The following is a 300-nucleotide window of genomic DNA, read 5'->3' as shown; positions in this document are numbered from 1 at the left end:
AGCTTCTTTAACTGCAGCATAAATATTTCTTGCACAATTAAGTCCTTTATCAGCCACCTGAATTGTCTTGCCTGATACGTTGTGTCGTTGCTTCATTTCTTCAATAACTTTTCTAATATATGGCTTTTCCGATTCATTTCCGGGATACATTTGCATGGAGACAGGTACTAGATCAGCATCTAAAAGTAAAGCCTGCCCTATTATCGGAGAGTGCCTATTCTCTTTTGAAGGTCCCTTTTGCTTGTCATCGCTAGGAAGATCAATTTCAAAGTAATAATTAGTACAATCGAAAAATACATT

Annotated in this window: 1 pseudogene; it reads right to left on the bottom strand. The window is 36.7% G+C overall.

The features are described 5' to 3' along the window. Positions 1-300, bottom strand: a pseudogene (locus tag SBH76_RS13960) (IS1634 family transposase); the annotation flags it as partial.

The sequence above is a fragment of the Lachnoanaerobaculum sanguinis genome, assembly GCF_033242365.1.
GTDB lineage: Bacteria > Bacillota > Clostridia > Lachnospirales > Lachnospiraceae > Lachnoanaerobaculum > Lachnoanaerobaculum sanguinis.
This window is presented reverse-complemented; position numbering and strand designations above follow the sequence as displayed.